This is a genomic window from Rhizobium acidisoli (assembly GCF_002531755.2).
Classification (GTDB): Bacteria; Pseudomonadota; Alphaproteobacteria; order Rhizobiales; family Rhizobiaceae; genus Rhizobium; species Rhizobium acidisoli.
In genome coordinates, this window is the sequence record NZ_CP034998.1 from 2,746,300 (window position 1) to 2,767,487 (window position 21,188).

Below are 21,188 nucleotides of genomic sequence, written 5' to 3' on the forward strand. Positions count from 1 at the left end.
TCAGTTGTTCCAGTTCTCTTGACCATCTGGCACATACGGCCCGCCGGCGCCATCCGCGCGAAGGCCGTAGCGACGATCCAGCCAGGCAACGCACGCCGGCCAATAGCGACGGTTGGCAAACAGTTCATCCGGCGCCGGAAAGCCGGCCTTCATCGCGCCCGGGAGCGCGATCTTCAACTGGTCGAGCGTAAGGCCGAGGCGCCTGGAGAGCTCGCCGTCTGTGATGAAAAGAGTATCTGATCTTGCCATAAGAAAACCCCGCTCGTTGGCGGGGTCATCATTCATGCTGCTGCAGCATCGTCAACCCGCCGAGCCTTGCGTTTGACGTAGGGGCGTCGAGGCAGATCGACGAGGATGATCCCGACACGAAGACCGCCCAGCCACAGCGGGAAGGTGTCGGCGCCCATGCCGCGGCCATGGACGGATTTCTGCCAGTGCTCAAGCTTGTTCGAGTAACCTTCCTGCATTCCCGATCTGGCGTCGAGCTCGATGGCGGTCATATTCAGTTCGGCGCGTCGCGCAGTCATGGCCTTCACGAAGTCGCCGTAGGTTCTGATCACCTCGGACACGATCGGCATGCCCTTTGCCGTCTCCGGAGCCTCAGCGGGGGCGCCTTGCTTCGCATCCCACGCGTCGAGCTCGCCCAGCTTGAAGTAGAACCGTCGGTTAATCCGGAACGGCTGAGGGAATTCCAAGGACTTGTTGCGCGCCCACCGGTGAAGCGTCCGCTCCGAGATCCGATACCGCTCGCAAACTTCCTGGCTATCGAGATAAGGGCTGCCCATCGCTGGCATGCTCTATTCCTCCTTCGCAATCGCTGACTGCTCAGCGATGTATTGCTCGCTCACGCGCCGGAGATGACCGATGAGGCCATCGAGTTGCGCGCGCTCTTCAGCGACCCAATCCTCTTTCCGACCCGGTTGCGGCTGCCAGCGGATGATGCCGAACGCGCCGACTGATGCAGGATCGAGGGGTGCAAGTGCGCGGGCTATGCGCTCCGACATTCGGATCCCGATGTTCTGATGGTTGAGGGACGGAAGCACTCGCTCGCCACTCACCGGCAGGGCGAAGGATTCCATTTCAGAAGCAAGGGTGTGAAGCTCGGCTAGCCATGCAACAACGGAACCGACGGCAGCTTCGATATGAGCGACGATCGTCAGCCAGCGCTCGGAGTTCCCATCGAACTGTTGAAGGTCCTGCTGCCGGCGCTCGACGTTTGAAGTGGCTCGCTGCCGCTCCTCTTCCGCATCCGCAGCGGCCGATGCAACATCGATCGCCGCGTCGAGCGCCTGGAGGTCATCCGTGAGCGCGCGGATGTCGGCGCCACGGGTAAACTCCATCCCGTCGATCAGGGCGATGGACTGCTCAGCCCGCAGGCCGGCAAGGTTTTCAATGAGGGCTTCCCTGCTCTTGAGAAGGGCTTGATGGCGTTCGCGCTTCGACTGCATTTTTTTCCTCTGACGTGCGATGTTGAGACCGGGCATCAGTTGCCATGAGTTGCCATCGGCAGACAAAGCACAGGTCAGTCGGCGGAGCGGAGGCGCTCGCGTGCAGTGCTGATGATGTTGATATCCTGGGTGAGCCGAAGGATCTTGTCACTGTTCGCCGGTTCGGCGCCAGCGGTTACCGCCTCGACGTCCGCCGCCACCAGTGCATCGACTTCGGCTTGGATTGACGACTCACGTTTCTGCAGCGCTGCGAGTTTCTCGGTCATGTCTGATATCCGTTAGAGTTTTGCCGCGGCCGAAAAGAAGGCGTCGATCTGCGGCGAGGTGAAGCCCATTGCCGCAAAGCCGGCGGTCATCATCGGACTGTCTTTGACGAAGGTACCGCTGTATTCGAAGGCATCTTGGGTTTCGCCATCCTGCTGCGCTACCCATGCCTTCACCTGGTCGAGCAGGCCGGCACGCCGCAGCATCAGCCGAAATTGGCGAGCCGACACCGACGACACCTTTGGCGGGGCGTCGAGGAACGCGACGACGGCAGAATTGGTGTCGGGCAGGAATTCTTCTGCAAGGCCCTCCTGCAGCTGCTCGAACACGCCATCGATGGCGCCGTTTGATCGAGATACATAAGGCATTATGCGTTCCTCCCGCATGGGAAATGGAAACCATCGTTCCAAACCCACATATTGCCAGTGGCGCCAGACACTCGGCGGATTTGCTTGCTGGTGTTAGTCCAGATTTCGTCGCTCCCGCATGCGAAGCCGCTCGCTACTTGTATAGTTCCAACGTTGCCGCCCTCATTGTTGCCACCGGCAACGAGAACCCCTTGTGCCGGGTCAGAGAAAAGAGCGGAAGCAGTCGTTGCGCTAGATGAAAACATAAACCGCAAGTTTGCCTTGACCCTCACCCCGTTCGGCACAGTGATCGCCAGCAGTGCCGAGGTCGTCGTAATAGTGGTGTTGGTGACCTCTGCGATTGGCCCAACAAAGGCATATTCATCCCGCGGGTACATGATGAAAGGCCGGATAACCGAACTCGCGTTGGTGAGCACCACGCCGATGCATTTCACGATGGTATAACCAGCCAGCAGCGAGACATTGACGCCGGCGATCGTTGCCGAGGTTGAGAAGACAGCCTCAAAGCTCCCATCGGAAACCTTGCGCAGCGCATAAAGGAAATAGGTGCCGTTTGCCGCGACGGCACCGGTGTCGAGACCGCCGTTTCCGCTGCCGGCAACCCAAGTGGCGTTGATGCGCTTGGTCAGCGTTGCCAGGTTGGCGACAACCACAGATCCGACGCGCGCCTTGCCCGTTCCGATATCGATATGGGTGTTTGGATTGCCGGAGTTGTTGCTTAAGAGAAGGTCTTCGATACCGGAAAGCAGCAATCCCTTGGTGGCCGTGATGTCGGCCTCGATCGCAGCGAGCGCAGTTTCGACGCTGCCGCCGCCTCGGGAAATCTGAGCTGACGAATAATCGCCGCTCTGTGCCGTGACCGGCCCGGTGCGGCTGTTGAATGAGCCGACGCCGGCAACACCACCGATAGCCCATTCCTGCGCCTTGCGGGCCCAATATTCAGAGGCGCGTTTTCCAGGCGTGACATCGAGGTCACCGTTCTCCGCCCACTTCGCCGCCAGAGCAGCCGATGCCGCAGCACTCGCCGCATTGGCTTGCGCGTTCCCCACATCTGATGCGGTAAACACGCCGCCTTCCTCGCCATAGGGAGCTTTGTGCGCGCGGCGGTTTTCACGCGCGGCTTCCTGCGCCTCGGCTTCGAGAGTATCGAGCGCCAGGTTTTGATCCGGGATTGATAGCGGGCTGCCGTTTATAAAGCGAGAGGATCGGCGAGGTGCTCGCTTGCCGAACACAACAACGTCGCCGACGATGCCGGGCGAGAAAACAGCTTTCGCGTCGGTCGAGATCCCGGCGGTATAGGTCGCGGTAACGGTGAAATCGAAGCGCTCGACGCCATCGACCGTGACGCCGATATCTGCATTGTCAAAAACTGGGAAACCCGCCGCGAACTGCGTGGTCGCGACGACAGGGTTATAGGTCGAGATGCGATCGTCGGGCGTGGCCGTGCTCATGCCGGGGAGTATCCCCGGCATCTTTTCCAGCCACAAAGCACTGGCTCTATTACTCGGCTGCCCCTCCGTTCTGCAACTTCCGAATGCCTCGGTTATCCAGTGAGATTTCGCCGCCGCCAGGAATCTTCAGATTGACTGCGGAAGCACGGCCGAGGATCGCAGACGCAAGAAAATCTGCAGGATGCATGTCAGCATTCTCGTCCTTCTCCGATTTCGAGAATAGGTTACGGGATATGTTCTCGAGCAAGGGATCCGGTATTGGCGCGTTCTGGGTGATCTTCCACTCGAATGCGGTTTCAACGACCCACTGCGCTCGATTGATATCCAACTCAAATTGCTTCAACTGGAATTCGGCATCTGCCAGACGCTCGAACCACCTGTTCAGCCATCTCAAATACCAAGTGATGATTCCGAGAAATCCCAGCGAGGCAGTCGCTGATTTGGCGATGACGAGTAACCGCTCAGATAACGTGCTCTCCGCGCTTCCCAATATAGTGATCGCTTCATAGGTAAATGCGGCAATCAGGATCCCAAGGATGATCGATGCGAGAACGACAGCCGTATGGATTGGAGTGCGGGAGGACTTCGTTTGAGGCGTCAGATCAAGATTCTTAAAGCGGTCCGCGAGACGATTTTTTAACTGCTCATGCAACGCGCGGCGGGCATGAGTGTTGTTACGGTCATCAAGGAGTTTCGCGCGTGTGCGGAGCTCTTCGTCTTGTTCGTTGAGTATCCGCTTCTGCTCTTCAATAGTGCGCTGAGCGTCGGTCTGCCGCTCAGCGAACTGACGTTCCAGCTCACTCTTGCGCGCGTTAAACTCTTCATCGAGCTCGATCCGCGCGCGTGTTGCCCGCTCTCCGATATCCACGACCATTCCTTCAAGTCTCGTTACCATCGTTTGGTGAGATTTGAGTAGGCTTTGAACGGTCTGTGGGCTGTTGAAGGCAAGTGAGGCTGCGCTCAGGTTCGCCATCAGATATGTCGACACCAGATCGTTGAGTAATTGGATGCGATCGCCAGACAGCGGAGGCTGCCCACCGGTCTGGTTGACGTCGCTACTTATTGTCAACTGGTCGTAGAGAACATTCCCTGAAAACGTCCGGCGGTCACCGTTCACCTGGATTCCGGGTCTTGCTGTCGAAACATACTCAATCGAGTAATCGTCCGATTTGAGGAGCCAACTAAATTCTTTCTGAATCGACCAAGCTTGCTCGCTCCAATTCATCTGAATAGGCTGTGTATTGCCGACTACATTTACCGAAATCGTGGTGGAGCCGATCGCTTCGGCGGCTTCCTTGAAGAAATTGAGTAATAGCTGGTCTGATACCTTGTGAACGGTAATCTGATGCTGGCCCATCAAACCTCCATGAGTGCGGCAACAACAAAGAATCGCGCGAGAATTGCACGCGACGATTGATCCGTCGAGACAACGGTCGAGCCTGTGCACATGGTTTTGCTGCAGATGGACGACTATTAGCGCTTGGTCGCGGCGTTCCCAAAATCCGGAGCACGCTTGGGCAGCCCATCACCGGGCGCCCACCAGAACGACTGGCCGAATTCTTTCGTGATCCGACGCTCGTAGCGGGCGAATGAGGCTCGATAGTTCGGATCGACCAGCGTCTGGATCTGATCGAAAATCAGCCGGTCCGCAGCAGTGCGCGCATACCAGAGTGTGGAGCCAGGGGTCCAACCCTTCACATACTGCGCAAGGTTTTTGCCGGTCACCTTCTCGCCGCCCAGAACGAACCCAGCTCCGCTGACAAGTCCGCCTAACACCGGACCACCGAACAGCTCGCCGAGCCCTTCGCCGCCGCGCGTGCGGCCGGAATAGACAAGGTCGCCGTACATCCCCAGACCACCACCACGGATCAGCGCCTGACCCCAGAATTGCGGGGTATCCATCGGCTGCGGATCTTTGCCCGCGATGATCGTCTGCATCTGGGCTGTCACGGCGCCAGCGATCGTCGACAACAGCACGAACCCGCCGAGACGTGTCGCACGCTGCCCGACGGTTCCCTGCGTCGCCGCTCGCAGCATATGGGTTGCCATGATCGACATCGAGAAGGACTTGAACATCATCGTCGATCGCGCGAGTTCGCCCCAGAGCGTGCCGCGCGGCAACCCACCGGTGGTGATCGCCTTGATCCGGGCATTCGGCTCGATGACGGCGAACTGACGTTCGTCGAGGATCGCAGACATTAGCCGATCGCCCAGCCGGCGATCTTCCACCGCCGACACATCGAAGAAGCGGGCGCCATCATGTTCGAGCTGAGGTGTTGAGCGCAGGCTGTCCCATTGCGCCGGCGTGAAACCATATCGCTGCAGGAATCCACGGAACGTCGGGTCTAGCGCGTCAAATTGATGTTCGGCCTGACGAGCCGCCAGCCCCATGAATTCCATCGAGAACGCACGCTTGAGACCTTCCGTCCATGCCTGAAGTCCCTGAGCCCGGATAACGGTTTCCGCGATGCGGCCGGTGATGTTGGGGCCGAGGATGTCATCTTCGAACCGCTTCGCTCCGAGTGCCGAATCCATCACGGCGTGAGCGGTGAGATTGAGTTGCCGGGCAATCGCCTCGGACTCTTTATCCCCGACCAGATCGCGAGCGGCACGAGCCAGCACTGCGACTGCAGGAATGCCGTTGGCATTTGAGGCGAGCGCGGCGGTCACGCTGTCCCCAGGGATCGCAGACACAATCGCGCTGCCGAGCCGGGCGCCGGTCTGGATATTGCGCAGCGCACCGAAGAACCCAGCCATGGTATCGCTCTCGACGATGCCGAGCTGGCCCGTCATGTATCGGTATGCGCGATCGAGCGCCGCAGGCGAGTTGATAGGACGGACGACGATGTTCTTGACCTTCTGGCCCTTGGTCTCGTTGATGCGACGGGCGATGTCGTCCTCGCGCGCCTCGACGAGCAGCTTCTTGAATGTCGCGTCGTAGTTCGGCCCGAAAACTTCGGTGAATGCGATCTCGCGGGACATCGACGACAGGTGGCCGACGAGCATCTTGTGAAGCCCACCGGACCCGGCGCCATACTTCTGCATGAGCCGCTTGTAGGTGTCCGGGTTTTCGAAATTGAACACTCGAAGCTGGCTCGCGAAGCCGCCTCCGGCTCCCTGACCCATTCCGAGACTGATATCACGATGGGCGTTGGCGATGATACCAGGGACAGCGGCAACGGGCGCCTCGCCATTGCCGGCGGTGTCAAGCACACGCATATTGCCCGCCTGATACTCAGCCATAAGGTCGTTGGTGAATTCTGCTTGGCTGAACTGACGCACGCGTGCGGTGTCCCAGAACTGCGGCAGGCGCCAGTCATCTTTCACAGAGAGCGGCTTGCCCTCACGCTTTATGCGATCGACGGCATAGGTCACAGCGTCCTGCCAACCCTTCGCCGCCGCCTTGGCAACATCGTCACCGGTGTCGACGCCATAGAGCTCATCGACGACGTTCCAGACAGATACGGTGTCCTGGCTCAATCCCGCGTGCTTCGATCCGTAGGCCTCGACCAAGCCATAGGCTCGTTTCATCAGTTCCTTGGTGATCGCCTCACCGTGGGATTCGACGTTGATCCGGTCCGGTAAGTTTGGGTCGTCCCAGATATCGCGTGTCAGAGCAGAAAAGAGACCCGAAACCTTACCCTTGCTGTGAAGCTCCATCCGCTGCCGGATTTCAGATTGGCGAATTGCCATCTTCGCCGCCATCAGCTTCCGCTCTTGCGCCGCCTGCATCATCACCCGGGCCGCCTCGAGCGCGCCGGCTGCGTCAGCAGAGGCGGGCCCCATCGACGGATAGAGCCGGCCCTGAATGCCTTCGTGCAGCGCGAGGGCGTCATCCGCCGCCTTCTGGCTGATCCGGTTTGCCTGGACGAGACGCGCGAGGCAATTCTGTATGCTCATGAAACACCTTCCGTTGAATTGTGATCAATCACCGGGCCATCGTCGACAAGCGCAGCGCCGCGCTGGACGCCCAGCCTCGACTTATCCTTGCGGAGATCGATGGTGTAGCCCGGCACGATCGGCTGCCCGGTAATCGTGTTGAACTGCTGGTTCACCTGCACAGAAGTGTTTGCAGGCTCATGAAGAAGGAGCTTCGCAGCCTCGAGCTGCGTTCGCCGGCCGGCGGCGTTTCCGTTGAGGGTCTTATCATCACGGACGTTGGCCGCGACGCGCACACTCGCTGGCTTCTCCGCCTCGCGCAGCGAGTTATAGCAGTCGTTGAAATATCGTTTGACCACCGGCTTCGCCAATGCCTCGCGTAGCGTGCGCCAGGTCAGCCCAACAAGTCCGGCAACCTGCTGGCCGGTCAAGTTTTCGCCGGGCCGCTCCGGATGTCCGAAAACCATGAAGTCGACGGCTTTGCGGATGCGCGGCGTCAAACCGTGGTTCGGCTTCGGCTTCGGAGCCCTCAACTCCTGAGCCTTCAGCAATGCTAATGGGTTTTGATCGTGCCGCGCCGCCATCGTCAGCCCTCATCCGCTGCCAGCCAGGCCGACAACGTGATCGAGGGAGTGGTGCCCCCAAGCAGCGCATAGAGCTGCAAATAGCGGAACAGGAACTGCCCGCGCAAATTCGTCACCGGCACCACGAAGCGGCCGGACTGCCGGCCCGCCGGCGGAACGGAGCTCGAAGCCGGCGCCACCGTCGGCAGCAGTCGGCCGGCCGACGCCGCGGCGAAGTCCTGGGTCGCCAGAATGTCCACGTTGCCGTTCCCAAACGCCGCGTCGTTCGAGCCGAGTAGCATCAGCCGATATGTCTCATCATTCGACGAAAGATCGAGGGCGGACAATTCGAGCGTGAGCCGGCCCTCCCACAAGCCGTTGCCGATATCGACCTGAGCCTGCTGGCTGTTCACGTAGCCACTGGCGGTCAGCGTCTGCGGGCTTACCGCAAAGGCCGTGGCAACATCGAGCGGAACCGCCCGGTGCGGCAGGACCGACGGGAGGGGCGAAGGGTTCGATAGGGGCATCGGGAATTCCTCGTGATGGTGAAAAAATTCAAGCCGGGTCTTCCGGATAGTGCGAGGCGCGTGTGAGGGTGGAACTGGGAATTTACCGCCGAGTTTTGCCCCCACCCCCCTCGCTGTGGAGCGATGACAGGAAGAAGGGGGTGGGGGCCGCTCGACGGACACCAGTCCGCCACAGCAAGCGACACGATGGCTAACCCGGCGACCGGATGAGCAGTTTCCCATTCACCTGATCGGCGGCGCGCTCTCTCACGGCTGCCGATGCCGCCTGGCGCTCTTCCGCCTTCTGCAGGTCGTAGGCACGCCGTTGCCCGGCGCTCCACGGCTCAAGAGACCATTCGTCGGGGTGATTGGTCGCGGCGGCTTTCGCATCGATTTCGGGAAGATCGGCGACGTCACCATTACGATGATATGCGGGCACTTTGGGCAGCATTTGAGAGGCTCCGGTTGTAGTTTTCTCGGTCTCTCCGGCCATCGCTCCGGCAAAATCGTAGCTGAAACGGCGCCTCACGTTGCCCTGGCGTTGCCCAGAAGCAGTATCGACGCCGTTTCATTGCACCACGCGACTCTTCATATCCCTTATATTTCAACGACATTCAAGAGAAATCGACACATTGACCACACGGCTAACAACCGCTTGGTCATTCACGATGCATCCACGGCCGCTCTCGCGAAATGCTGGGGCTCGCTCCCCTGCCCGCTTAAGACACCACCTGATGCTCTTCAACCATCGCCTTACGACGGTATTCATGGAAGGAGATCACGTTGCTGCTGACTGGTCGCTGTTCGTCATCCCTGCTCGTCTCCTTGCGCTCGAGACGGGAATAGACCGCCCTCACGATGTCGGGTGGAAAGCAATCTTCAAATCTGGTCATTTCGTTTTCTCCATCGCTTGAGAGTTGTTTATTCGAAAATCGGTGGCCGAACGAAGGTCGGACTAGCCGGTCCGGCAATGAGGACTAGCTGCGCGGCAATGAGCGCGTGATAGTAACGGGGAGCAAGAACTTGATCCCTCCTTGAACTATCCTTGATCCTTCCTTGAGATATCCTTGATACCGGAATTCGTCGCCCTCTTGATACCGGAAGCCAGATCCATGAAACCGCACGCGAGGTTTGCCCACTCTGAGGATTGCGCGATCCAAGCTTTCGTCTGCTTCACATGCGGCTTGAACAGCAGGCGAGCTATGCCGATGAGCTGGACATTTTGGGCTATCGCCTCAACCGGCACGATGACGGTTTCAGGTCTTGCTGGCGTCCACGAAGGAGCCATCTTCCAGCCAGCGGCGCAGGCAGCTCTCGTGATCGCTCTCTCGCCGGGCTCACCCTTATCCCCAATCGGTAGCGGATGAATGATTTCGCCCTCTCTTGTGTCGCTATCAACCAGATGCTCCACGAACTCGATCAAGCCCGCTCGCTGGAGAATTGAAAACCCTTGAAAGATGTCTGGGAAAACAAATTCAGCTTGTTCCCAAGTTTCTATTTTGATGCCGCCATCGGGCCGCAGCTGCGGAGAAAAACTCCACACATTGTGACAACCCTGACTGCCTTCTGAGCGCCGTTCGAACGGGATCCTGATACCAATGCCCCGCCTCCATTCACAGCCGCCATTTCCCGCGAGATCGTGGAAGAAGTAGAGGTCAATGAACAGCCGAACAGCGCTGATACATTGAGCCTTTCGGAGGAGTTTAAGAGGAGACCTCTGGCCGGCAATCCCTTCGACAATAGAAAGTGGCAGCCAAATAAAGGCCGGCTCCTCGCTTATGTTCAGGTCATATCGGCGCAATTTGCCCTTCGGCGTGACTGTCATAAGCCCGTGCTCGACAAGCCTACCGATAGCGTCTTTCGCACGAGTATGATGCATGCCGGTGCGCTTCTCGATCGCCTCGGCCGACCAATTCGACACGGTGTGGCTCTTCCCGGTTCCGGCCGCGATCACGACATAAGAGACCGCCTCATTGAGACCCAGATCGCAAACGCGAGCCCAGACATTGCGGTCTATCGCGAAAAACCGTTCAGAAACCGGCACCTTTTCCGGCGCCTCAGTCGTCATACCGGCCTCCCGCAGCGGATGCACAGCATCGGGTCGGTCGGCACGATCGCTTGCCGAGCATGAAATTGGAGCCGGCAACGCGAGCAATGGAACACGCGGGTGATCAACGTCGCGGCGTCCAGTAGATTGCTGGTTTCCAGTCGGAGATCGGCCCGCGACGGGCGCGGGCGCCTTGGCGAGCCATCAATCGGCAACCCGCCTTGAACGTGCTCATGCCCTCGCCTCGCAACGTTCTCCCGGCTCTTGAGCTTAGAGAAGTCGCGCCGGGTCATTGCGCAACCCTGTCACGCGCATCCACACGGGACCGCATCCACTCATCCACCTCGCTTTCAAGCCAGGCGTTACGGGATGGTGACTGCTTTATAGGTTTGGGGAACTGACCCTTCTTGATCAGCCGCCAAAGGGTGGCGCGCGAGATCGTCACGCCCTTCGCCTTCAGCTCTTCCGAAGAGATGAACCGCATTGCTTGCCTCAACTTTTGCTGCGCAATGCGACAGGCATCGCGCTCAAGCCAAACTCCGCGGGCACCTCCTATTTTGAACTTCTCTGAAACGCAGTGAGATCGTGTGAAGCATCAGCCCTGAAAATCACACTTCGTCAACCGGCTCTTTTCTCGAATGTGACGACATTTTCAGGACCAGTTGGCGCGACTATCTGCTTCAAGGCCACAGCCCAGCGCTGAAGAGCCTCACGCATCTCCGGTTCGAACTCGTATTGATCATAGACCCGCCGTAGGCCGGTCTTTCCGTGGCCGATCACCATCTCGGCAACATCCGAATTCACACGGAGACCAGAGAGGCGCGTGCGCACCGTCCGGCGGATATCGTGAAAAACCCACTCAGGAAGCTCCGCATCCGGGTCGGCCTTGCGCAGCTCGGCAAGCATCGCAGTGTCCAAAGCTTCTTTCGCTCGACTGAAGCCGTTGATCGGCTTCGATCCCAATGTGGTGCTGAAGAGAAACTTGCCCGTTTTCTCGCCTTTGTATCGAGGCAAGGAATCCAGGATCGCCTGAACATCATCGGCGATGGGGACGATGTGCGACTGACCGGATTTGAAACGCTCCTCAGGAACCGTCCAGAGGGCCCTATTTGCCCCCGCAAATTCCGGCCACTCCGCTTCGGCCACCTCAGCCTTCCGCTGCCCTGTCAGAATGAGCATCTTGTAGAATGGGCCAAGAGGATAAGGCGTTGCGTCCGCCGCCGCCCAATAGGCGCGGATCTCATCGTCGGTCAGAACGCGTGTGCTGACCGTCTTCGTGAGCTTGAAGTGCTTCGGCTGAAGGTGTGCTGTCGGATTGACGGTCAGCCCATATCCCTGCCGGCGCTCGGGCCACATCGCCCAGGAAAAGATCGCCTTCACATGACCCCAAGCATTGTAGGCCATACCCGGCGCCGGCCGATCGCGGATCTCTCCGATGAGCTCGGCGATATCAGCATCGGTCACATCAGTTATCGGCTTTTTTGCCCATTTGTTCCGCCAAACCACTTTGCCATCTTTGTCGACACGCTGTAGCAGCTCGCGCCGGACCTCGCGCTCATCCTGCTCCACATGGCGGTTGCGTTTGCGCGTGGGAATGTCTGTGAGGTAGTCCCCCACCACCGCCTCAAAAGTGTTCTCGCGCTTGCGGGCGGCCTCCTCCCTCTCCTTCTGCTCTTCCACCTTGGGGTCGAGGCCGCGGTGAATGAGCTGCAACCACTTCCGGGCAGTTTCACGCGCGCCTTCGAGTGTCAGTGCACCATATTCGCCGATCGCCCTCCGCGTCGGATTCGAGCTGCCCGGAAATCGGGCAACCAGCACGAATGTCTTCGTTCCCTTGTCGGTCACACGGACCGCGAGACCGGGCGTTATGCCGTCGGTGATGTCGTACCGCTCTCCCTTGGGTGCAGCCTTGAGGGCTTGAAGCCGCTTATCGGTCAGATTTTCGCGGGGCAACGGCAATCTCCATTGGGCAACGTCGGGGCAACAGAATGCGCGGGATCTGGTGAAACATCGCGATACGCAGTGAAACATCGGAGCGCGAATAAATCAAGCTTTTCAGCGGGATGTTGCGAAGAATGAAACGCGGTGCTACATGAAGAAACAGAACCACCTACGGCTCATAACCGCTTGGTTGGGGGTTCGAGTCCCTCCGGGCCCACCATATATTTCAAGAGGTATAGCCGGACGCGAAAATCCGGAATTTTGTCACGAGGTTCCGGAATTGTTGGAAATCTCTTGAGGCCCTCTCAAAGCTCGTTTGAAGCTGCCTCAAACCATCCTCAATGTCATTCCGCCCCGAAAAATTGCGATGGTCGTTTGACCATGTAGTGATCGTCACAGACAGCAATTTCCTTTATAGATCGCCACTCGAAACGGAATGGCCAGAGAGGCAATCCGCAATATCACTGGGGTGTATGAACGATGACGTTGATCGCGAGCTTCAAGTGGAGGCAGACCTACTTTGCGTTTGGAGACACGTTGGTCACCACCCCGAAGAAAACATACGAAGATACCCCCATACCCACACGAGACCTCCCCAATGAAACCGAGCAACTGGATGGAAGTGGTCGCTGGGTTGCTGGCCTAGCGAGGAAGGTTTTCACAATCGGTCCTCATATCGTCTTCGGGTGGAGCGGGCCGATGGCAAATTTTGAACATGCACTTCGGTATCTTTACGCATCTGGGCTTTATGATCATCGATCGCTGCCGGAATTGCAGAATATCTTGAGTGAAGCGGGCCTTCCGCGTGATCAGGATTCAGCTTGGTTCATCGACGCGTTTACGAGTGATCGAGGGTTGGTGGAATTTAGCCACAATATGAAGAGAGTGGCCCAGGAAGAGAGCGGTGGCATTCTAGTTGCTGGTTCCGGGGCGCGAACATTCCGAGAGATGTTGAATTTGGACAGCGCCGCCGAGACGGACGGTTTAACCTTTTTTAAACGCACAATAGCCGCTCAAGCGCGCTTCCTCCTTGGGCAACAACGCCAAGGCCGACATCTCGACCATGCGTTTGGAGGCGCATTCGAATTCATAGGAAGCGAGAATGGTTCATTCGTCAATTTGGATCGTGTGCTAATCGTATTTCGCGACTATTGGGATGTCGGCGAGCAAAATGACGTTCGTAAGGATGTGGACAATGTTTCGCTTGTCGGCAACACTTTTAGCAAAATTGACGCTGCCTACTACGTGAGCCACATCGACGATACACTGGTCGTTGATCGCTGGTTTCCCGGATCACACAAAATGTTTGCCGCGCCTCGGCCATTTGACGATCAGTTGCCTTCACTGGGTGAAACCTCCTGGTGCGGGGTAGATCAGGTATTGGAGGTTTTAACGCACTATACTGGCAATAGGTCTTCGGTGTTCGATCGGATCCCGGATGAATACGATTTCGAGGTGATAGGGGAAGCACCCCGCGTCACCTTTCCAATGTCGCTCCCGGTGGACTTGGAGAGCGCACTTCGCGAACATATCAGTCAAGAAGCTTAAATGGCCGGACCGCCGTCTCGGGCATAGTTACTGTCCTCCGTAGCCGATTACTTGGCGACAGTTTTGTCTCGTCGGAAGCAGCGTCTAGATCGCCTATCACTCCCAGTTAATCCCGGAGATTCCCACATTTTTCGGTTACTGTGTCCGACAACAATCTTGATAGACAATTATCGCGGCAACTTCGTCATCGCGTTGCGCGCGAGTTTTGCTCAGTAAGGGCGTTCACCGTTTTACTTAATCCCTAACTCCACACCTTTAGTCACCTTAGGCTGACCGATCGTGTCCTTGAGCCAGCATTCGGTTTTCTTAGGAACATAGGAAAAAGCCTTACAAGCATTGTCGCCGATACAAGCGGTGAAACACTGCAAATAGTTGCTGCCTCTTAGGCGTTTGTAGTCGCCGCCGGGAAGATCGATGCCCGAATAGCTCGTGAAATCAGACACGATCACATCGGCTGCCTTTGACGATGTATAGGCCGCGACCGCATCCGAATTCCGTATCAGGGCGACAACATTATCCTTCAGAAAGCAAACGCTGTGCTTGGTGTTGTAGGTAATCGCCTTACATTGGCTATCGCCTTCGCAAATCTCGCGGCACCCCGAATATGTAACGTTCTTGACGGCTCGGTAGTCGAAGCCGATCGCGTCGTAGCCACGAGCATCCATGAACGAAGCGGTTGGTTGCGCAGGCAGATTGGTCGTAGCGCTTGGCGTGGCGGTCTGTTCCTGCTCCTGCTCCTCGCCGTAGCAGAGAATCTGGAACACTGAGGGCGTGATTTTGTCCGCCAAGTCGGCTGTCGAGATCAGCTGCTGGTCTGCTGCCTTGTCGCCGGATTGCCCTGTGATGCTCTGAGACTGCAGAAAGAGGTCGGCAACCGAGGCACGGATAGCGAAGTTCACGTTCTGCGCCGTGATGCCGATCTCATCCGCGATGCCTTTCGACAGCGTCGCACTGGTGATGCCCATAAGAAAGCCGTCGCGGTCAACGACCGGGCCACCCGAATTGCCGGGCTGGATCGGTGTGGAAATCTGTATGTACCGGGTGTCATTTCGAAGCCCCGCCAGCGCGTTCACGTTGCCTGTGGTGACCTTGACCGAATCCGACAGCAACGTCGCCAGCGGGTAGCCTATGGCAACGATGTCCTCGCCGACCCGCGTTGGAGCGTGGCGGAAGACAAGAGGCTTCAACGGCTCCACGGCGTTGACCTTCACCAACGCCAAATCATTCGTGGCGTCGATGCGGGGATCGGTGGCGTCTCCCTTGCCTTTCACCTCGATGCGCTTGCAAGCTTGGACGACGTGCGCATTGGTCAGCAGCCATCCATCCGTGGTTACTGCGAAGCCGGTCCCTGATGACGTCGGGCCGTCGGCAAGACATGTGGAAGCAAGGACTGTGGAAAACAGAGCGCTCAAGATTACGCGAAACACGGCTGCCATCAGTATATCCCCAGTTGTCTGGAGATTAGACCGTTGCCCGGGTGCTTTTCAACCAACTCTTGCGGTCAGGCTTAATGCCATAGCCATGCAGGGTCCCGCCGCCTTGAGCGATCGGGAATCACTAGGATATCTTCACTGGCACATGCATGATCGGCCCAACCGTCAAACCACCTGCGTTTCGATAGAAGTTGTGGTACTTTTTAGTGGATGTCGTTGTTGTCGGGAGGGATAGCAATTCATGGTCGTGCACAGGGATATGACGAGCGACGAATGGAAGTGGCTTGTGCGCCTTTGCCAACACGAAGCGGATAGCATTCCGAAAGAAATCGAAGCGCGGTTTACCGAACTTGGTCTGCTGGGGCCGAATGGTCTTTCGGACAATGCCAGGAATTTGGTTCAAAATGAACTGCTGGCAGAGCGGCGGAACAGACTGCAAGGGCTTCACTGAGTGATACGCTTGAACGCCAGGCAGGGGTCCAAAGCGGTGATGTGCATTGCGGCACGTCACAAGCCGGAAAACCGACTATCTCGGTTCCGGGCTTGGTTGTTTTCTGCCAATGCTCGAGCCGGCCTTTAATAGCTGCAGGAACGACCGTCGCTGGGTCTGAACCCGCCGCCGCAGGCCGGGTTGAGCGGCAGCTCTTCCCGATAATAACCGCCGCCGATCGACGAAGTCTGATCGAGATTTCCGGATGAGGTGCAGGCCGACGTGATCGTGGCAAGGCTGATCAGCGTTCCGGTCGCGATAAATGCGAAAAATCGGTTCATCTGAGCTTCTCCTTCGGAGGGCCTTGGCTTGGCCCGAACGGAGAATTTACCACGCGATCCCGTATGTTCGCGAGGATTTATGGTGTGAGAGTGCCCTTGGGCGGTCCTCATAACGCCAATGTGATCTCCCAAGCCATGCACTGTCGCATAACTGTCATGTAAAATTGCCCATTGCGATGGCAGCCTGGGCAAAATATATGCTGCCGGCTAACAAAAAAAAGAATGAGTGAACTGCCATGAGGGCCCTGCATAGACTTTTCAACCGCAACCTCCTAACCCGTTTCGTGACTGGTCTCGGCGCGGTTCCCCAGCGTTTTCGCGACGCGCGCGAAGAGCGCAAGCCGGCGATCCATCCGTCTTTTATGGATGATTTCGGCGCTTAAATCTGCAATGTGTCCGCTGGCCGCAGGTAAGGCAAACGACCTTATCCTGGCTGGCGCGCGCCCTCAGTTCACTGCGGGCGCTGCCGGCTCTCCCCAACTCGATATGGGCTGACCGGCCTTGGTTGCCACCCTCACATCATAGAGCGCGAGCGAAGCCTCAAGCTGCCGCATGTCGTTGCAGCGGTTGATGATGCCGCCGATATATTGCACGCAGTCGCTGGCGCTGCCCTGCACCGAGCCCGTCGCCCAATCCTTGACGATCCCATCGGCGCCCACCAGGAAATAGGACAGCCGGTTGTTCTGCGACACCGTGGAGCTGCCGACCAGGCCGACGAAATTCGTGCCGGTCTCCGTCTTGGCGGCGGGCGTCATATGCCGATAGATCGTCATGCCTCTTCAACGGCGTCGCGCCGATCATCGGCCCATAGGTCGCGTCGGAGCCGGAAAGCTGCGCCATCGGCGACTGGCCGAGGTTGGCGATCTGCGTATAGGGTTTGCCCAGCGCATAGCTGGTGTAGGACCGGTTGGCGGCACTTTCAGCCTTTTCCGCCACCTGAGAGCAGCCCGCCAGGCCGATAGCAAGGCTGATCGAAAGAATTGTTATGAAGCGCATGCTGCCCCGTTGCCGGGCACGGCGTGCCCGCCCCTGTTTCTTAACCCGCCGTCTTTGCTATCAGGTTTGCGGGATTTGGGAAGGTGGTGGGCTTTACGATCACGAACACGCAGGAGTGGAGAGATTGTACCGTGCCAGCCCCCTCTGCCCTGCCGGGCCCGGGGCGAGCCACGGGTCTCGCCCGCCCTTCGGACCCCCCATAGGTGGGGAGATCGCAAGTGGCCAAACCTTCGCGTCCGTCGAGCGTTTCGTCGTGCTGTGACGTCAATTGTTTGGGGAAGCCAGCGCGCCCAGCCAATCTCCCCACCTGTGGGGGAGATGCCCGGCAGGGCAGAGGGGGGCGGCCACGGCACAGCCTCTCCATGCTGGTTCCACACCGGCACCTTCACATTTTTCTCTCCGCACGCACTCGCCCTTCTCTTCCGCCGCAATAGCTTCACAATCAACCGACAGAAAGTTCATCCGGGAAACGACAACTAGGGAATGAAACATGGCGCCGATTCTCTCCAAGACTCTTCTGATGACTGCCCTTCTGGCCCTGCCGCTCGGCAGCGCAGCGCCAGTGTTGGCGCAGGAGACAAAGCCGCGTGAGGCGGTGATTTCGGTGACGGGGGATGGTGAATCGGCCCTCGCGCCCGATATGGCCGTCGTCAATCTCGCCGTCGTCAAGCAGGCAAAGACCGCCCGCGAAGCGCTCGACGAGAACAACAAGGCGATGAACGAGGTGCTGAAGGCGCTGAAGGACGGCGGCATCGCCGAGCGCGATCTGCAGACCTCCGGCTTCTCCATCCAGCCGCAATATAATTATCCGCAGCCGGTCGATGGTCAGCAGCAGCAGCCGCAGCTGATCGGCTACCAGACCATCAATTCCATCACCATCAGGCTGCGCGATCTCGCCAAGCTCGGCCAGGTGATCGACCAGTCCGTCACCCTCGGCATCAACCAGGGCGGCGACATCCAGTTCACCAACAACAAGCCGCAAGCAGCCCTCGAAGAGGCACGCAAGAATGCCGTTGCCGAGGCGGTGAAGAAGGCGAAGACGCTGAGCGAAGCCGCCGGCGTCAAGCTCGGACGCATCATCGAGATCAACGAGAATGTGCCTCGTCCGATGCCGCAGCCGGCCTATCGCGCCACGATGATGAAGGAGGCCGATGCGGCCGTTCCCGTCCAGAGCGGCGAGAACAATTACACTGTCAGCGTGACGGTGACTTTTGCGATTGAGCAGTGAAATCACGCCGGCGGCAGCGAAAACCCCTCCCCACAAGAGTCCCTTGTGGGGAGGGGTTGGGGAGGGGTCTGCCGAGCGCAGAAAATCCTACAAAAAGAAAACCGCCCCTGCCGATCCGGGGAGACTGGCAAAAGGCGGTTCTGGCCGCCGCATCGGGGAGACGTGGCGGTATTCTAATCTATATCAGCGGCGCAGCGCCGGGCAGCCGCGGACGTTGCCGAAGCTCATTTCGTCGGGGCCGCGGCGCGTCCAACCCTGGACGATGACGCGGCGGGGCGTGATGTCGACGACGCGGGCGCGGCGGAAGCCGTAATCGCGGGCCATATCTTGGGCCAGACGCGGATCGCAGCCGCGCGGACGGCGGCCATCGTAGCCCTGAGGCGGACGGTCGTAGCCCGGAGGCGGACGGCGGTAATCCCGCGGCGCGTCACGGTCCTGATCGCCGATAATGATATTCAACTGCGCGGCGGCGGGCGCCACCGTGCCGGCAAGGGTGCCGGCGGTCAGCATGACGGCAAGACCCGCCTTTGCCAAAAACTGCATCATCGAAAAACCTTTCGTTTCAAAGTCGGTGCGGCCGAGCGGCCTGCCTTGTTACTCCGCCCTCCGCCGAAGCGTCATGCGGGAATCACCCATACGGGTCAGAGAAGAAACGGCTGAAAGTGTCGCCGTCAAGGCAAAAGCGGCCGGTGGGCGCTTGCCGGCGCAGTCCTCAGCGCCGGATCAGCGGGCAGCCGCGGACATTCGCGAAGGTGATCCTGTCCCACCCGCGGCGGTCGCGGCCGGCAACGACGACGACGCGCGGCGACATGCGGGTGATGCGGGCATCGCGCAGGCCGAAATCACGTGCCTTGCGCACCGCATGCATCGGCGAGCAGGCGCGGATCGGGCGATGATATTGCGCCTCGACGACGAAATTCGTCTGCGGTCCAGCGGCTGCCGCGGTGGTGACAGTGGCCGGGACGGCGCAGAGGGCGAGCAATGCGGCAAGCGAGGCCTTAGCGAGAAAATGTGTCATGGGGCGTCTCCGTCGATTGGTCTTTACGCATGTCGTTATCGCGCGACATGCTGGGTTCTCCCTTCAGGGATTGTCCCGACAGTAAACGCTGCAAACTGAATGGTGTTCGAACCAGCCATTCAGTTTTCATTCAGAAGGATTAATCATTTCACGAGCCAAGATGCAGAACGATTTCCCGCCGGTGCGGCCGGTCGCGATGCTCGAAGAGATAAAGACCCTGCCAGGTGCCGAGCACCAGCCGGCCCCGGGCGACGGGAATGCCGATCGAGACCTGCGTCAGCGCCGCCTTGATATGCGCCGGCATGTCGTCCGGCCCCTCGGCGCGATGCACGACCCAGCCCATTGACGGGTCGGAGGCCGGCGGCACGAGGCGGCGGAAGAAGGAAAGCAGGTCGGTTTGCACGTCGGGATCGGCATTTTCCTGGATCAGCAGCGAGCAGGATGTGTGGCGCACGAAGACGGTGAGAAGCCCCTCCTCCCGCCCCGATTGGTGCACGAAGGCGTCCGCCTGATCGGTGAATTCGTAAAGGCCCTGTCCGCGTGTGGACAGGCTCAGGATCGTCTGGGGCAAGGCGCTCTCCCGTCTCGGAATGTTATCGCCGCGAGGTGGCGCGTCATGACGGGCAAGTCAATACCTGGATGAGTTCAGAGTTTGATCAGCGTCTCGAAGCCGCCATAGATCATCCGCTTGCCATCGAAGGGCATCTGCCATTGGTCGCCCTTGAGCCTCGGATCGGCCATCACCTTGGCATTGATATCGTCGCGCCCCTGCCGCGACCGGTAGACGATCCAGGCAAACATCACCACCTCGTCCTCCGTGGCCTGCACGGCGCGGGGAAAGGAGGTCAGCTCGCCATAGGGCACGTCGTCGCCGATGCATTCGACATATTCGAGCGCGCCATATTCCTTCCAGATCGAGCCGGCGAAGGTCGAGAATTTCTTATAGGCCTCGATATTCTCCTTCGGCACTGCCACGATGAAACCGTCGATATAGGACATAATACGCCTCCTCCACATTCTCGCGTGGGGGGGAGAGATAGGAAACAGGCCGGGCAGGTCCAGGGATGAGGCGCCGACAGCGGCAATCAGGGTCCGTTGACCAGCTTGAGGATGAGCTGCTGGATATTGCCGCCGCCGCCCATTTCGATCTTGTCGAAGTCGCGGCCACGCTGACGCTGTTTTGCCGAGATCTCGCCGAGGCGCCGCGTCAGTTCGATGCGGATCTTCTTGCAATCGGGATCGTCGGCAACGGTGAGGCCGATGCTCATCGTCTCGATTTCCCTAACCATCTCCTTGATGGTCGCGCCATGCACCCGCTCATGCGCCTGCACGCCCGTGATAAAGCTCTCCCAACTGGTCTGGACGGCCGGCGGCAGCGCCGTCGAGGGTTTCGGCAGCGTATAGGTGATGATCAGTTTCGGCCGGTTGGTGGTGATCACGCAGGCGGCGCCTTGCGCTTCGTATTTCCGCGTCCAGGTCAGCTTGAAGGTCGTATGCGCGATCACCCGGCCCTCGCCGACTTCAGGCCCCCGCGCCCCGATCGATTCGTAGAGTTCGGCGCCGGTCTTGCCGGATATCGAATAGGGCCGCACTTCTTCCACAGCCTGCCATTCGGCCCGTGCGGCGGCTGGCGACAAGGCGAAAATCGCCGCCAGGACATAGGATAGAAAAGTTTTCGTCACGCGGCCCCCGCCGAATAATCGTTGGCGCGGCGCGGACCCTAACGG

At 59.0% G+C, this 21,188-nt stretch carries 26 protein-coding genes; 3 read left to right on the forward strand and 23 right to left on the reverse strand.

The features are described from left to right. The 15 genes from CO657_RS13600 to CO657_RS13665 form a co-directional block, all read right to left on the reverse strand. Entirely contained in the window at positions 1–285 is a 285-nt protein-coding gene (locus CO657_RS13600; RefSeq protein WP_342585708.1) for a winged helix-turn-helix domain-containing protein, read from the reverse strand. Next, entirely contained in the window at positions 282–794 is a 513-nt protein-coding gene (locus CO657_RS13605; RefSeq protein WP_063856432.1) for a helix-turn-helix transcriptional regulator, read from the reverse strand. The genes CO657_RS13600 and CO657_RS13605 overlap by 4 nt, the downstream gene beginning before the upstream one ends. A 3-nt stretch (positions 795–797) precedes the next feature. Continuing rightward, positions 798–1,448 (reverse strand): hypothetical protein, encoded by a 651-nt coding sequence (locus tag CO657_RS13610; protein ID WP_054182630.1) that lies wholly within the window; start codon positions 1,446–1,448, stop codon positions 798–800. A gap of 74 nt (positions 1,449–1,522) precedes the next feature. Next, positions 1,523–1,714 (reverse strand): hypothetical protein, encoded by a 192-nt coding sequence (locus CO657_RS13615; protein WP_054182629.1) that lies wholly within the window; start codon positions 1,712–1,714, stop codon positions 1,523–1,525. 12 nt (positions 1,715–1,726) lie between these two features. Beyond that, positions 1,727–2,080: a hypothetical protein gene (locus CO657_RS13620; RefSeq protein ID WP_054182628.1), complete on the reverse strand. Its 354-nt coding sequence runs from the start codon at positions 2,078–2,080 to the stop codon at positions 1,727–1,729. Next, on the reverse strand, positions 2,080–3,531 hold the full coding sequence (locus CO657_RS13625; RefSeq protein WP_054182627.1) for a hypothetical protein: 1,452 nt from the start codon (positions 3,529–3,531) through the stop codon (positions 2,080–2,082). The genes CO657_RS13620 and CO657_RS13625 overlap by 1 nt, the downstream gene beginning before the upstream one ends. A gap of 49 nt (positions 3,532–3,580) precedes the next feature. Next, entirely contained in the window at positions 3,581–4,888 is a 1,308-nt protein-coding gene (locus CO657_RS13630) for a V-type ATP synthase subunit E family protein (RefSeq protein WP_054182626.1), read from the reverse strand. Between the two features lie 116 nt (positions 4,889–5,004). Continuing rightward, positions 5,005–7,431 (reverse strand): hypothetical protein, encoded by a 2,427-nt coding sequence (locus CO657_RS13635; RefSeq protein ID WP_054182625.1) that lies wholly within the window; start codon positions 7,429–7,431, stop codon positions 5,005–5,007. After that, entirely contained in the window at positions 7,428–7,994 is a 567-nt protein-coding gene (locus tag CO657_RS13640; protein WP_197283879.1) for a hypothetical protein, read from the reverse strand. Before CO657_RS13640 ends, CO657_RS13635 begins: the two co-directional genes overlap by 4 nt. A 2-nt stretch (positions 7,995–7,996) precedes the next feature. After that, a complete protein-coding gene (locus CO657_RS13645; RefSeq protein WP_054182624.1) occupies positions 7,997–8,500 on the reverse strand; it encodes a hypothetical protein in 504 nt (167 codons plus the stop codon). Between the two features lie 190 nt (positions 8,501–8,690). Further along, the gene (locus tag CO657_RS13650; protein WP_054182623.1) at positions 8,691–8,930 is read right to left on the reverse strand and encodes a hypothetical protein; all 240 of its coding nucleotides are present in this window, start codon (positions 8,928–8,930) and stop codon (positions 8,691–8,693) included. 268 nt (positions 8,931–9,198) lie between these two features. Continuing rightward, positions 9,199–9,372, reverse strand: a complete 174-nt coding sequence (locus tag CO657_RS36740; protein ID WP_156339780.1) for a hypothetical protein — start codon at positions 9,370–9,372, stop codon at positions 9,199–9,201. Between the two features lie 146 nt (positions 9,373–9,518). Continuing rightward, positions 9,519–10,547 carry a hypothetical protein gene (locus tag CO657_RS13655; protein WP_054182622.1) on the reverse strand — a complete coding sequence of 343 codons (1,029 nt, stop codon included), beginning with the start codon at positions 10,545–10,547 and terminating at the stop codon, positions 9,519–9,521. A gap of 268 nt (positions 10,548–10,815) precedes the next feature. Beyond that, entirely contained in the window at positions 10,816–11,010 is a 195-nt protein-coding gene (locus tag CO657_RS13660; protein WP_054182621.1) for a helix-turn-helix transcriptional regulator, read from the reverse strand. Between the two features lie 134 nt (positions 11,011–11,144). Next, complete coding sequence (locus CO657_RS13665) at positions 11,145–12,479, reverse strand: tyrosine-type recombinase/integrase (RefSeq protein WP_054182620.1); 1,335 nt, start codon at positions 12,477–12,479, stop codon at positions 11,145–11,147. Positions 12,480–12,947: 468 nt separating this feature from the next. Between CO657_RS13665 and CO657_RS13670 the strand changes: the two genes are divergently transcribed. Next, a complete protein-coding gene (locus CO657_RS13670) occupies positions 12,948–14,015 on the forward strand; it encodes a hypothetical protein (protein ID WP_054182619.1) in 1,068 nt (355 codons plus the stop codon). A gap of 230 nt (positions 14,016–14,245) precedes the next feature. Here the strand turns inward: CO657_RS13670 and CO657_RS13675 are convergent, their stop codons facing one another. After that, on the reverse strand, positions 14,246–15,451 hold the full coding sequence (locus CO657_RS13675) for a trypsin-like peptidase domain-containing protein (protein WP_054182618.1): 1,206 nt from the start codon (positions 15,449–15,451) through the stop codon (positions 14,246–14,248). A 238-nt stretch (positions 15,452–15,689) separates the two neighbouring features. Between CO657_RS13675 and CO657_RS13680 the strand changes: the two genes are divergently transcribed. After that, positions 15,690–15,899, forward strand: coding sequence for a hypothetical protein (locus tag CO657_RS13680; RefSeq protein WP_012558428.1), 210 nt, complete (start codon positions 15,690–15,692; stop codon positions 15,897–15,899). 125 nt (positions 15,900–16,024) lie between these two features. Here the strand turns inward: CO657_RS13680 and CO657_RS13685 are convergent, their stop codons facing one another. Then, positions 16,025–16,219: a hypothetical protein gene (locus CO657_RS13685; RefSeq protein ID WP_012558430.1), complete on the reverse strand. Its 195-nt coding sequence runs from the start codon at positions 16,217–16,219 to the stop codon at positions 16,025–16,027. A 446-nt stretch (positions 16,220–16,665) separates the two neighbouring features. Continuing rightward, complete coding sequence (locus CO657_RS37285; RefSeq protein WP_245292952.1) at positions 16,666–16,992, reverse strand: hypothetical protein; 327 nt, start codon at positions 16,990–16,992, stop codon at positions 16,666–16,668. 713 nt (positions 16,993–17,705) lie between these two features. Here CO657_RS37285 and CO657_RS13700 point away from each other — a divergent pair. Continuing rightward, on the forward strand, positions 17,706–18,443 hold the full coding sequence (locus CO657_RS13700; RefSeq protein WP_054182617.1) for an SIMPL domain-containing protein: 738 nt from the start codon (positions 17,706–17,708) through the stop codon (positions 18,441–18,443). 183 nt (positions 18,444–18,626) lie between these two features. Here the strand turns inward: CO657_RS13700 and CO657_RS13705 are convergent, their stop codons facing one another. From CO657_RS13705 to CO657_RS13725, 5 genes are all read right to left on the reverse strand, one after another. After that, the gene (locus CO657_RS13705) at positions 18,627–18,989 is read right to left on the reverse strand and encodes a hypothetical protein (RefSeq protein ID WP_003593210.1); all 363 of its coding nucleotides are present in this window, start codon (positions 18,987–18,989) and stop codon (positions 18,627–18,629) included. A gap of 166 nt (positions 18,990–19,155) precedes the next feature. Further along, positions 19,156–19,461 carry a hypothetical protein gene (locus tag CO657_RS13710; RefSeq protein WP_003593208.1) on the reverse strand — a complete coding sequence of 102 codons (306 nt, stop codon included), beginning with the start codon at positions 19,459–19,461 and terminating at the stop codon, positions 19,156–19,158. A gap of 148 nt (positions 19,462–19,609) precedes the next feature. Then, complete coding sequence (locus CO657_RS13715) at positions 19,610–20,032, reverse strand: secondary thiamine-phosphate synthase enzyme YjbQ (protein ID WP_054182616.1); 423 nt, start codon at positions 20,030–20,032, stop codon at positions 19,610–19,612. Positions 20,033–20,106: 74 nt separating this feature from the next. Then, positions 20,107–20,460 carry a DUF1428 domain-containing protein gene (locus CO657_RS13720; protein ID WP_054182615.1) on the reverse strand — a complete coding sequence of 118 codons (354 nt, stop codon included), beginning with the start codon at positions 20,458–20,460 and terminating at the stop codon, positions 20,107–20,109. A gap of 86 nt (positions 20,461–20,546) precedes the next feature. Then, a complete protein-coding gene (locus CO657_RS13725; protein ID WP_054182614.1) occupies positions 20,547–21,143 on the reverse strand; it encodes a DUF922 domain-containing Zn-dependent protease in 597 nt (198 codons plus the stop codon). Positions 21,144–21,188: the final 45 nt, after the last annotated feature.